The sequence below is a fragment of the Rothia sp. HMSC068E02 genome (genome assembly GCF_001813565.1).
Classification (GTDB): Bacteria; Actinomycetota; Actinomycetes; order Actinomycetales; family Micrococcaceae; genus Rothia.
In genome coordinates this window covers 760,957-772,850 of the sequence record NZ_KV812882.1, presented here as the reverse complement: position 1 = coordinate 772,850, position 11,894 = coordinate 760,957, and the positions used below count along the sequence as shown (strand labels likewise).

The 11,894-nt window shown below is 58.8% G+C and carries 10 protein-coding genes and 1 pseudogene; 3 read left to right on the top strand and 8 right to left on the bottom strand.

The features are described 5' to 3' along the window. Positions 1 to 25: 25 nt before the first annotated feature. From HMPREF2919_RS04715 to aspS, 5 genes are all read right to left on the bottom strand, one after another. Entirely contained in the window at positions 26 to 661 is a 636-nt protein-coding gene (locus tag HMPREF2919_RS04715) for a hypothetical protein (protein WP_070666500.1), read from the bottom strand. A gap of 37 nt (positions 662 to 698) precedes the next feature. After that, entirely contained in the window at positions 699 to 2,240 is a 1,542-nt protein-coding gene (locus HMPREF2919_RS04710; protein WP_070666497.1) for a replication-associated recombination protein A, read from the bottom strand. A gap of 102 nt (positions 2,241 to 2,342) precedes the next feature. Next, on the bottom strand, positions 2,343 to 2,777 hold the full coding sequence (gene dtd, locus HMPREF2919_RS04705; protein ID WP_049327228.1) for a D-aminoacyl-tRNA deacylase: 435 nt from the start codon (positions 2,775 to 2,777) through the stop codon (positions 2,343 to 2,345). Between the two features lie 106 nt (positions 2,778 to 2,883). Continuing rightward, on the bottom strand, positions 2,884 to 3,411 hold the full coding sequence (locus tag HMPREF2919_RS04700) for a P-loop NTPase family protein (protein ID WP_070666493.1): 528 nt from the start codon (positions 3,409 to 3,411) through the stop codon (positions 2,884 to 2,886). Between the two features lie 192 nt (positions 3,412 to 3,603). Continuing rightward, positions 3,604 to 5,376, bottom strand: a complete 1,773-nt coding sequence (aspS, locus tag HMPREF2919_RS04695; protein WP_044145827.1) for an aspartate--tRNA ligase — start codon at positions 5,374 to 5,376, stop codon at positions 3,604 to 3,606. 407 nt (positions 5,377 to 5,783) lie between these two features. On the opposite strand from aspS, the pseudogene HMPREF2919_RS09365 reads away from it, so the two are divergent. Together HMPREF2919_RS09365 and HMPREF2919_RS09280 are read left to right on the top strand one after the other, a co-directional pair. Further along, positions 5,784 to 5,969, top strand: a pseudogene (locus tag HMPREF2919_RS09365) (type IV toxin-antitoxin system AbiEi family antitoxin domain-containing protein); the annotation flags it as partial. Positions 5,970 to 6,347: 378 nt separating this feature from the next. Next, complete coding sequence (locus HMPREF2919_RS09280) at positions 6,348 to 6,740, top strand: endonuclease domain-containing protein (RefSeq protein WP_231840307.1); 393 nt, start codon at positions 6,348 to 6,350, stop codon at positions 6,738 to 6,740. Between the two features lie 248 nt (positions 6,741 to 6,988). Here the strand turns inward: HMPREF2919_RS09280 and hisS are convergent, their stop codons facing one another. Beyond that, complete coding sequence (hisS, locus tag HMPREF2919_RS04685) at positions 6,989 to 8,350, bottom strand: histidine--tRNA ligase (RefSeq protein ID WP_049350086.1); 1,362 nt, start codon at positions 8,348 to 8,350, stop codon at positions 6,989 to 6,991. A gap of 302 nt (positions 8,351 to 8,652) precedes the next feature. Between hisS and HMPREF2919_RS04680 the strand changes: the two genes are divergently transcribed. Next, the gene (locus HMPREF2919_RS04680) at positions 8,653 to 9,921 is read left to right on the top strand and encodes a DUF349 domain-containing protein (RefSeq protein WP_044150409.1); all 1,269 of its coding nucleotides are present in this window, start codon (positions 8,653 to 8,655) and stop codon (positions 9,919 to 9,921) included. Between the two features lie 185 nt (positions 9,922 to 10,106). Here HMPREF2919_RS04680 and HMPREF2919_RS04675 read toward each other — a convergent pair whose 3' ends face one another. Further along, complete coding sequence (locus tag HMPREF2919_RS04675; RefSeq protein WP_070666486.1) at positions 10,107 to 10,817, bottom strand: DUF6318 family protein; 711 nt, start codon at positions 10,815 to 10,817, stop codon at positions 10,107 to 10,109. 126 nt (positions 10,818 to 10,943) lie between these two features. Continuing rightward, the gene (locus HMPREF2919_RS04670; RefSeq protein WP_049345492.1) at positions 10,944 to 11,681 is read right to left on the bottom strand and encodes a DUF6318 family protein; all 738 of its coding nucleotides are present in this window, start codon (positions 11,679 to 11,681) and stop codon (positions 10,944 to 10,946) included. Between the last annotated feature and the right edge of the window lie 213 nt (positions 11,682 to 11,894).

Sequence of the window (11,894 nt, the reverse complement as noted above, 5' to 3'; positions counted from 1 at the left end):
TACGGGGCTCATCGCGCAAGCAAATCTACGCCGTAAAACTGTACCCACACAGTGCAGCAGCTGTACCTTCGTTTGAGGCAAGAAGCTCTGCAACGACCTCGTCTGGGTTCGGCAAAGCAGAATCATCCCATTCAATATCGAACACAAAAAGAACGACTTCCTCAGCAGGAACACCAAAAAGCTCAACAACAGACGGTAGGCTGCGCATATCCCCCGCAAGATTATCTGTCACCTCTGCAAAAAGTAGCGTATAAGTGAGCAGTTCCCTGTCAAGCACCTCACGCCACGTAGTCCACCCCTCCGGAGCCACAGCATGGAGCAGAGAATACGGGGTGAAAACATGGGTGTACGGGCCAAAAGCTACCTCTACAGCAGACCTCTGACCGGCAATTCCACCCTGCAGAGGGTTACTCACAATATGCCAGTCCACGTACTTCTGATGCACGAGACACACGGTCGCCTCATAGGTACCGTCACCTACCGTAAAGCGAAGGCCCGCCTCCGACAGAAGCTCCGGCTCACCCTTCATGTAAAGTGCCGACCGGCGCGCCAAACAATAGGCCTTCCGCCCAGCATAAAGTTCACCTCGCGAACTAAGCCCGCTGAAATCATGCACCAGCTCGGTAGCAGTTATAGGAGGTGAGGAAAGAGAGAGCTTCATCCGTTCATTTCCTAAGTATTACTAGGCGCCGCGTAAGCTAACGGGTCGTATCCTGCACCGGTGCCGCATCCAAAATACGGCGAATACGCTCACGACGCTCCGTCAACGTACGCTCAAAACCGTGCTGCGTCGGCTCGTAGTAGACCGTGCCGCGCAGAGTATCCGGTAGGTACTGCTGCGCCGCCACATGCCCCGGCTCATCATGCGCATACACATACCCCACGCCGTGACCAAACTGCTTAGCCCCCGCATAATGACCATCACGCAAATGCACCGGAACCTGACCCGAAGCACCCGCACGCACATCCGCAATCGCGCGGTTAATCGCGTTATACGCCGCGTTCGACTTCGGCGCGAGCGCACAATAAATCACCGCCTGCGAGAGGATAATACGCGCCTCCGGCATGCCCACCAGCGCCACCGACTGCGCCGTAGCCGTCGCCACCTGCAACGCCTGCGGATCAGCCAGGCCAATATCTTCACTCGCCAAAATCATGATGCGACGCGCCACAAAACGCGGATCCTCGCCGCCCTCCAACATGCGCGCCAGATAGTGCACCGCGGCATCCGCATCAGAGCCGCGCATGGACTTAATGAACGCACTCACCACGTCATAATGCTGATCGCCCGAACGGTCGTAGCGGATCGCGGCGCGGTCCACCGCCTCCGTAGCATGCGCCAGGGTGATGCGCACGGGCGCGGCAGGTTTCGTAGACTTCTCCCCCGACTCCCCCGCCGGGTCTGCCAAATCTGCCAAATCCTCGGCGGAGCGGGCAGATTCTGCCGAAGCCTGTTCGGCCTCGCTAAACGCAATCGCAGCCGCCGCCTCCAGCGAGGTCAGGGAGCGGCGAGCGTCGCCTCCCGAAACCGCCGCGAGGTGGGCGCGCGCATCCTCATCAATGACCGCCGCACCGTCAAAACCGCGCGGGTCAGCCAACGCACGGTCAATCAGCTGCTCAATATCGGACTGCTCCAGCGAATGAACCCGCAGCAGCAGCGAGCGCGAAAGCAGCGGCGAAATAATGCTGAACGACGGGTTCTCCGTCGTAGCCGCCACCAGAATCACCCAGCGGTTCTCCACGCCGGGCAGGAGCGCATCCTGCTGAGCCTTCGTGAAACGGTGAATCTCGTCGAGGAAGAGCACTGTGGTCGTACCGTACATGTCGCGGTCGAGCAACGCCTGATCCATGACTGCGCGCACATCCTTCACGCCCGCGGTAATCGCCGAAAGCTCCACGAACTTACGACCCGGCGCGCGCGCAATCACATGCGCCAGGGTGGTCTTACCCGTACCCGGAGGGCCGTACAAAATCACCGAGGACGGGCCAGCCGGGCCGGCATTCTCCCCCGCCAACACGCGCAGAGGCGCACCCGGAGTCAGCAGATGCTCCTGGCCGAGAACCTCATCAATCGTGCGCGGACGCATACGCACCGCCAACGGCGCACGAGACGCCGAACGGGCAGAATACGCACGCGACGCAGAGGCACGCGAGGAGGAGGGCTCCTCAGCGGGCGCACCAATCAGGCTCACGCGGTCCCCGTCATCGGGCAACTCAAGATCAAAGAGGGAATCAGCCATAGTCTTACTCTATCGTTTCACAATCTGGAGGCGGGTACGGGGTGTGGATATACAGCTGCGGATTTAGCTCGCGGCGTGACACCACACGGGTTAGCGCCGCTCTTAAAGGGTCTCACTATCGAGAATCAGGGTCACCGGGCCGTCATTGACGAGCTCCACCTGCATGTCCGCACCGAACACGCCGGTCTCCACGTGCAGGCCACGCTCACGCAGCGCCTGAACATAGTCGTTGAACAGCGGCTCGCTCACCGCACCGGGCGCAGCAGCAGACCAGGAGGGGCGGCGGCCCTTCTTCGCATCCCCGTACAGGGTGAACTGGCTGACCGCCAGTACGGGTGCGCCCTCATCGAGCAGGGACTTCTCCCCCTCCAGCAGGCGCAGGTTCGCGGTCTTATCGGCAAGCTTCGCAATCTGTGCCGCACCGTCACCGTGCGTGATACCGACCAGAACCAGGTAGCCGGGCTGCTCAATCGCACCGACCGTCTCACCCGCCACACGTACCGCCGCGCGGGTCACGCGCTGAATAACTACTCGCATCGTTCACCTTTCATCATGGAACCGGCCTTCGCCGGGCTCATACATCTCTTTCGACACCACTCTCAGCGGCTGGTTTAGGGGAGCCGCAGTTCTAGAAGCAACAGCCTCAGAGCACGCCGCGCAACTGCACGGCACGCAAAAACTGGTTCGCCGCCCGCGGGGTACGAAACTCAATAAAACGCTTCTGCAGATGCTGCCCGCGAGCCTCCGCCAGCAACTCCCCGACGTGCGGGTAGCTCCTCCACGTGTACCGAATCATGTTGTCCGGGTCGCGCAGAATATTCTTCAGCGGCGGCTCCACATTATCAGCCCACAGCCTCTGACCCGTCACGGCACGGCGCACCGTCCGGCGAACCACACGCCACATAACCACCGCACGGCTATAGTGCAAGTAAATCACCACATCCGCACGCTCCAGCAGGCGGCCGCGCACCTGCGGATACTGCCACTCCGTAATCCACGCAGGCCGCTCAATGAGCGTCTGAACATCCGCTTCAAAACTAGGGCGCGGAGTCCAGTTCGGACCCCAATGCAACGAGTCCATCTCCGTATGCGGAATGTCCAGGAGGCGCCCCAACCGCGCCGCGAACGTCGTCTTACCGCTACCGCTCGGGCCGGCAATCAGAATACGCATGCTCCCCTCCCCCTTTGGTTAGTACACAAATCGGCACGCACGCCAGTTGATACAAAAGGTGGGCTGCGACCCTGCACCAGCAGAATACACAGCCCACCCTCAACGGCGACCCCGGCACAACTCAACGCCCGCCAGGTTCACGCCGCACAGGCCCACACCCCTACGGGGCGCACGACCAAAGACTAGAGAAGATTACTCCTCGTCCTTCTTCTTCGGCTTGAAATCAACGCCAGCTTCCTTACGCTGCTCCGGAGTAATCGGTGCAGGAGCCGCAGTCAGCGGATCGAAACCGTTACCGGTCTTCGGGAACGCAATAACCTCGCGAATCGAATCAACGCCAGCCAGCAGAGACACAATACGGTCCCAACCGAACGCAATACCACCCATGGGCGGCGCACCGTACTTGAACGCATCCAGCAGGAAGCCGAACTTCTCCTGAGCCTCTTCCTCACCAATGCCCATCACAGCGAACACGCGTTCCTGCACGTCACGGCGGTGAATACGGATTGAACCGCCACCAATCTCGTTACCGTTGCAGACAATGTCGTAAGCGTACGCCAGAGCCGAGCCGGGGTCAGTGTCGAAAGTATCCATGAACTCGGGCTTCGGGGAGGTGAACGCGTGGTGCACAGCAGTCCACGCGGAGTGACCCAGAGCCACGTCACCGGACTCAGTAGCCTCAGCAGAAGACTCGAACATGGGAGCGTCAACAACCCACACGAAGGACCACTCGCCGTCCTTAATCAGGCCGGTACGGTGACCAATCTCAACACGAGCAGCACCCAGCAGCGCACGGGAAGCCTTAGCCTCACCAGCAGCGAAGAAGATGCAGTCGCCGGGCTTCGCACCGGTAGCCTCAGCCAGGCCAGCACGCTCAGCGTCAGTAATGTTCTTAGCCACCGGACCGGTCAGCTCGCCATCCTCCTGAATGAGGACATAAGCCAGACCCTTAGCGCCGCGCTGCTTCGCCCACTCCTGCCAAGCGTCCAGGGTACGGCGAGGCTGAGAAGCACCGCCGGGCATCACAACAGCACCCACGTAAGGAGCCTTGAAAACGCGGAAAGTGGTGTCCTTGAAGTACTCGGTCAGCTCAGTCAGCTCCAGACCAAAACGCAGGTCAGGCTTGTCCGTACCGTACTTCTCCATCGCATCCTTGTAGGTCATGCGCTGAATCGGGCGGGGAACCTTCACATCAATCAGGTTCCACACAGCCTCAACGATGCGCTCGCCCAGCTCAATGATGTCTTCCTGATCAACGAAGGAAGCCTCGATGTCCAGCTGAGTGAACTCAGGCTGACGGTCCGCACGGAAATCCTCATCACGGTAGCAACGAGCAATCTGGTAGTACTTCTCAATACCGCCCACCTGCAGTAGCTGCTTGAACAGCTGCGGGGACTGCGGCAGAGCATACCAAGAACCCGGAGCCAGACGAGCCGGCACCAGGAAGTCACGCGCACCCTCAGGGGTCGAACGGGTCAGGGTCGGGGTCTCAACCTCAATGTAGCCGTCCTCGGCCAGCAGGTTGCGTGCCGCACGGTTCGCGTCCGAACGCAGGCGCATGATGCGAGCCGGCTCCGGGCGGCGAAGATCCAGGTAGCGGTAGCGCAGGCGCGCCTCCTCACCCACCTCAACGTGCTCGTCAATCTGGAAAGGCAGCGGAGCGGCAGTGTTCAGCACCTCAACGGCGGACACCTCAACCTCAATCTCGCCGGTCGCCAGGTTCGGGTTCTCGTTACCCTCCGGGCGCTTAGTCACCAGACCGGTCACACGCAGCACATACTCGTTGCGCAGGTGCTCAAAATCAGCCTCATTGTGGAAAACACACTGGGTGACACCCTCACGGTCACGCAGGTCAACGAAAGCGACACCACCGTGGTCGCGGCGGCGAGCCACCCAACCGGTCAGGGTAACAGTCTCTCCAATATTTGCGGCGGTCAGCTCGCCGTTGGTGTGAGTGCGAAGCACAGACATTCCTTTCATAGCGGGCACCTCACGACTATAGACAGTAGCCGGGTACACGCGGTTGATGATATGCGCACACTGCGTGCGCCTCATATATTGTATCCCCTCCGGGCAGGTCGATGGCGGGTCGGGGCAAGTCAGGCACCAGAAAATGGGGTGCGGAGGCGGGATGCGGGTAGGGCGGCAGGTTCGTGGGTGTCTGCGGTCGATAGGTTAGTGTCTTCGCCATGGGTCTTTAACCCGGGGTGAAGGCATTAACCTATCGAAAAGCCACTACCCTATCGAAGTATTACCGGGGAATCCACTCCGCATGCCTGTGGACAAACACTTTTTCGGTAGAATCCGCGAAGTTATCCACAGATTTCACAAACAAGCCCCACAACCTCACACAGCCTGCCAGGATAAAGCCTATGAACACCGTAACTATTCCGTGGCAACGCGTCCCAAACGTACTACCGGCTACACCAGAAATTACCCGCGCCGCAGATCTGCACCCATTCGTGCTGAACTCCCAGATGCTCAACCTGCGAGGAATCGGGCCAAAACGCATTCGCAAGCTAGTGGCGGAAGGGTCTCTGCAACGTATCCAGCGAGGAGCCTATATTTACACCCGCGATGCCCAAGCGCTCACCCCCGAAGAGCGGCTCACGGTACGGTGCATCGCTGCTCAGATGATGGGTCTTCAAGGAATCTTCTCCCACACATCAGCCGCGGCGCTATGGGGACTTGATGTACTCTCTGTTCCCCAAATGATAAGCGTGTATAGCTGTAGTCATAGCACCTCTGACAAGGGAAGAATCACCCGGCATTACAGCGCCCCTGGCCCCGAGGAAGTCACCAGGTTGCCGGGCACATCCATCATGGTTACGACGGTGGCTCGCACGCTGCAGGATTGTGCTCGCAGCATGCCCTTTCGGGAGGCGGTGGTCCTCGCTGACTCCATCATGCGGCGGAAACTCTTGGAACCCCACGAGGTGACTGAGATTCTACTGAACCTCACCGGGTACGGCGGCTCCGCCGGGCCTCTCCTGGCGCAGGCGGTGGATGCATCCAGCGAGTCGGCTGGTGAAAGCCTCACCCGGTGCCTACTCATGGAGCACAGGCTGCCCCTCCCCGTAACGCAGTACCCGATTTCATGCGAAGGCCGTAACTATCGAGTGGACTTCACCTGGCCCGAGGCGCGCGTCATTCTCGAGTTCGACGGCGAACAGAAATACGTGGACCACCCCGGCAGGGACCGCTACGAAGCCACCCGCGACCGTGCTCTAACCCGCGCCGGCTGGACGGTCGTACACCTCACATGGGCTGACATCTTTCAAAAAGAGCGGGAAGTCATCACCCACTTGCGGAAACTACTCTTGAGATAAAGCGAGGAAACGCCTCAGTCGATAGGTTAGCGCCTTCACCCCGGGTTAAAGACCCACGGCGAAGACACTAACCTATCGAAAATCTGGGCTCACACAAAAGACCCGCCCGGCAGGGAGGTCAGTCCTCCCCACCAGGCGGGTACACATCCATATGCAGGCTACAGTAACCAAATTATTACAGCAGCCAGATACTACAGCGGCAAAACACCGCAGGCATTACAGGCCCTAAGATGACAGGCCCCTAATGTTTACAGGCCCTCAGCACGCACAATCTGAACGTGCAGGTCCTCAGCCGGCGGCATCCACGAAGCCGGATCAGCAGCAACCTGCTCACCCGAACGGATATCCTTCACCTCGTGAACCGGGGCACCCGACTCATCCGACGAAATGAACCACACGAACGGAATGCCGCGCTTCTCAGCGTACTTAATCTGCTTACCGAACTTCGCCGCATTCGCAGACACCTCGCAGGCAATGCCGCGGGCACGCAGCGCATCTGCAACATCATTCGCGGCCGACCAGCCCTCATCATTCGTCAGGGCAACAAACACAGCCGAAGGCACCTTACGGCTCGCCTGCGCAAAACCCTGCGACAGAATACGAGCCACCACACGAGTCACACCAATCGACAGGCCAACACCCGGGTACGTCTTCTTACCGTTCGACGCCAGCGACTCATAACGGCCGCCCGAGCAAATCGAACCCAGCGACTCGTGACCAACCAGAACAGTCTCATACACGGTGCCGGTGTAGTAGTCCAGGCCGCGAGCAATCGACAGGTCAGCCAGCACCTTACCCGGCGCACGGCGAGCCGCCTCCTCAATGACCTCAGCCAGCTCAGCAAGACCCTGATCCAGCAGCTCATGCTCCACCGAATACTTAGCCGCAAGCGCACGCACCTGCTCCACAAAAGAAGCATCCTCAGTGCGGATCTGCGCCAGCTCCAAGGCGGCAGCGGCAGCATCCGCGCTCGCACCAGCCTCAGCCTGCAGCTCCTCAGCCACACGCTCAGCACCGATCTTCTCCAGCTTGTCAATAGAACGCAGAACAGCCGCAGTATCAGTCAAACCCAAGCCCAGATAGAAACCCTCAGCCAGCTTGCGGTTATTCACACGCAGCTTGAACTCAGGAATCGGCAGCTTCGACAGCGCATCAACAACAACCAGCGCCAAGGTCACGTCGTAACGGAACGGCAGCTCACCGTCGCCAACCACGTCAATATCAGCCTGAGTGAACTCGCGGGCACGGCCCTCCTGCGGACGCTCACCACGCCACACCTTCTGAATCTGGTAACGCGAGAACGGGAAATTCAGGTAACCGGCGTTCTCCACCACGTAACGGGCAAACGGCACGGTCAGGTCAAAGTGCAGAGCCAGCTTTTCCTTAGCCTTCGCAGCCTCGTCCTCCTGCAGGCGAGAAATTGCGTAAACTTCTTTGTCAATCTCACCCTTGCGCAGCAGCTGCTCAATAGTCTCTACCGAACGAGTCTCAATCGGGGAGAAACCGTGCAACTCAAAAGTCTCACGCAAAGTGTCCAGAACATGATTCTCAACCAACCGCTCAGCCGGAAGATACTCGGGAAAACCAGACAGCGAAGCCTTGCGAGCCATACGCGATACTCCTTGACAAAGAACTCGACAACAAAACCCCGGAACACCTCCGGGCATATCTACCCATCATACCAACACCCGCCCCAGCACAGCACCCACTCCCCCAGCTCACCCGACACAAACCCGCGCAAACCCGCAGCCGGCAGGTTCGCCCACAACACAACACGACCAGACACTACTCACACACACCCCACAGAGGCTATGCTTAGGAGGTGCACACGCACACCCAAACGGGTGCCCACCACGGGGAACAGCGCAAAGGCGCCCCACCCCCAGCACCCCCGAGTGAAAGAGTTATAGCGGTGACTACCAAACCCGACGACACTGTAAACCTCGAAAAGGCACGCCAGTACGGCCGCGTCTCCGAGGACGGCCACGTCTTCGTCATTGTCGACGGCGAAGAATACGCCGTAGGCCAGCTGCCCGGCGCCTCCGAAGAAGAAGCGCTCAGCTACTTCGCCCGCAAGTTTGAAAACGTCGAGGCGCAGGTTGCCCTGCTCGAATCCCGCCTCGCCAACAACGCCCCTGCCGCAGACCTGCAGAAGGGCATCACCTCCATCGGTGCACAGATTGGTGTGCGCAACATGGTCGGTGACTACTCCGGCCTGCAGAAGCGCCTCATCTCCCTCGCAGAGCAGATCGCTGAACTCGGCGAAAAGCAGCAGCAGGCACGCACCGAAAACCGTGAACGCGCCCTCGCCGTCCGCGAAGAAATCGTCGCGGAAGCCGAGCAGATCGCCGGCCAGGACCCCGACCAGATCCACTGGAAGAACTCCCACTCCCGCATGAACGAACTGTTCGAAGCGTGGAAGAAGGCACAGCGCGAAATTCACCTGGCAAAGAGCGTAGAGGACGAGCTGTGGAAGCGTTTCCGTGCAGCCCGCACCACCTTCGACCGCAACCGCCGCGCACACTTCTCTCAGCTCGACGACCGCAACGCACGCATCAAGCGCGCCAAGGAAGAGCTGATTGCACGTGCGGAAGAGCTGTCCACCTCGACTGACTGGTCTGAGACTTCCCGCGTATACGGCGACCTGATGCGCGCCTGGAAGCAGGTACCCCGCGGCCACCGTCGCGAAGACGACAAGCTGTGGGCACGCTTCCGCGCGGCACAGGACGTGTTCTTCAACGCCCGCAACGAAGCCGAAGCAGCGCAGGACGCAGTCTACGCCGAAAACCTCAAGGTCAAGGAAGCACTGCTCGAAGAAGCACGCGCACTCCTGCCCGTCGAAGACATCGAGGCAGCAAAGGCATCCTTCGAGAAGATCCTGGACCGCTGGGATGCGGCAGGCCGCGTGCCCCGCAACGACCTGCGCCGCGTCGACGGCGAACTGCGCCGTATTCAGGACGAAATCAACGGCGCCGAAGAGGCAAAGTGGAAGCGCAACGACCCCGCCAAGGCGGCACGCGCGAACTCCCTGCTCGCACAGATCGAGGACTCTCTCGCCGAGCTGGAAGCAGAGCTCGCAGCAGCTGAAAAGGGCGGCGACTCCAAGAAGATCGCCAAGGCTAAGGAAGCTCTGGAGGCGCGCCGCGCCTGGGCAGCAACCCTGCAGGGCTTCGGCAACTAGGGTCTAGCCGACGGTCTAAATAACGGTGTAATTAACGCCGAGAAGCCACATGTGTTTCGAAAAGCCACTTTTTTGGTGGCTTCTTGAAATACATGTGGCTTCTGCGTGTCTGCGGAATGTCTGCTGGGTGTCTGTGGGATGCGGGATATCTGCGGGGTGCGGACTTTTAGGATCGGCTGGAGGGACTAGTCATCAACGGGCTCATAATTCATGATTTCCCATTTCTGCCCGTTGTGCTTCAGCTCAAATCTAAAGGTGTCATCGGTTTTATCGTCATTACTCCATTTGCGCCAGCTACCGTCAGATTCAACATAAGTCTCGTAATCCCATTCGCGGTACGCCTTCCAGAAATAGGTTTCACCGTCTTCTGACCAGGGGTTACCGTCAGCAAGATAATGGTTTATACCGCCAATGACCCATCCGCCTCTCTTGTAAAGGTCCTCGACGCCTGTATAGGCCTTACGTTCGTCTTCAAAAGTAGGGGACATGAACTTGAAAGCCATCGAGTAATCGCCAGTTTGAGTACCGTAATTACCCCACAAGATCCAGGCATCCATCGTCTTGCGTATGCCCTCTAGAGACTTTTCGTTGTAGCCGTCCTCCGGAGCATTGGGTTTCGGTACATTCTGTGCTGGACCGTATTTATCAGCAGGGCGGTACTCGCCATCGGGTGCTTTTGATCCGCCCGAGTAGCCTCGGACAGTAGACGGGGTAGCGCTTGCCGAAGGCGACTCCGACACCGCTACAGACGCCGAAGCCGTCTCGCTCGGCGCGGCGGAAGTCGTGGCTGCCGCCTCGTTATTAGCTTGCTGACCGCAGGCTCCAAGAAGGGTACTGAGACCCATGAGTGCGCCGCCGTTCAACAACGCTCGACGAGTAAGAAAAACGGAAGTCATGGAAGTAGATTCCTTCTATCGGTGTGGTGTGAATGGGGGATGCTGATTAGAAAGCGGAAGATAGAGAAATTCTCGAAGCAAGAATAAGAATTCTTGCGATACTAATAAGTGCTTTATATTTCCTATTTAGTCATCTACTTGTTCAAAATCGATAATCTTCCAGCCCTCAGAGGTGTACTTGAACGAGAACTTCCACGTGTCGTCATCCTTTCTGTCATTCTCGTAAGACTTCCAATCACCGTTAGGTTCAATGTACATAACGTAACCCCACTCCCGGTACGCCTTCCAGAAGTAAGTCTCCCCCTCGATCCAGGGGTTCCCGTCAGCAATGTAGTGATCAAGTCCCGCGATAATCCAGCCGCCTCGCTTGTAGAGGGCTTCAAGACCTTCGTAGGAGTCTAGTAGTTCGGTAAAGCTGCTATCAACGAATTTGCGTGCTTGGCTGTAGTCTCCGGTTTGGGCGCCGTAGTTGTTCCATTCAATCCACGCGTTGAGTGTTTTGCGTAGACCTTCATTGGATTTTTCTCGGTATCCGTCCTCAGGTGATGCAGGTTTCGGAACGTTTTGTGCCGGACCGTTAGGGTCAGCTCCGCGGTACTCCCCGTCAGGTGCCTTTGAGCCGCCGGAGTAGCCGCGGGTAATGACCGGGCTCGGAGTAGCTGATGCAGAAGAGGCATCGGAAGCCGCCGTAGAAGCTGAAGCGGAAGTCATTTCGCTCGGCGTGGCGGAGGCGGTCTCGCTCGGTGCTGCCGAGGCGCTCGCCTCATTAGCCGCCTGCTGGCCGCATGCCGCAAGCAGGGCACCAAGACCCAGAAGGGTACCGCCGCTCAACAGTGTGCGGCGGTTCAAAATAACGGAAGTCATGGAAATACATTCCTCGTATCGGTGTGAAGTGTGAATAGGGGGGCTGGTTAGAAACCGGAAGACTAACCAGCTGAAGGGGAGAACCCCGATAGCTGAGAAGCCACATGTGTTTCGAAAAGCCACGAGAATGGTGGCTTCTCGGCGAACATGTGGCTTCTCAACGTAAGACCCACAGTGGACTTTACATGTCGGGCCAGTCGCGGTGCAGCGAAT